At 53.7% G+C, this 348-nt stretch carries 1 protein-coding gene; it reads left to right on the top strand.

Annotated elements, in window-relative coordinates:
* A partial coding sequence (locus ACZIX4_RS19965; protein ID WP_463337416.1) for a hypothetical protein occupies window positions 1–348 on the top strand: 348 nt, incomplete at both ends.

Below are 348 nucleotides of genomic sequence, written 5' to 3'. Positions count from 1 at the left end.
GATGAGACCTCGTTTGTAGTAACGATAGTACACCCGCCGGTACTTACCACGCCAACAGCGCTTGAAGCGTGTGATGATGCAAGCAACAACGGTACGGCATTGTTCAACCTGGTACCTGCGGGCAACCAGGCCGTGGGCAACCAAACTGGTTACACCATTACCTACTATACCAGCAATGCCACCGCACAGGCAGGTGGTACAGCAGGCCAGATTGCCGACCCTACAGCCTACGAAGGCTCGGGTAACGTATACATCAGGGTAGTAGCTGCGGGCGATGCCACAGCATGCTACGCGATAAAAGCGGTACAACTCATCGTCCATCCAAAACCTGATGTTTTACCGGTTTCG

This window comes from Flavobacterium niveum, from assembly GCF_055231775.1.
Note: the sequence above shows the minus strand (reverse complement) of the source record. Positions and strands in the feature narration are given on the sequence as shown.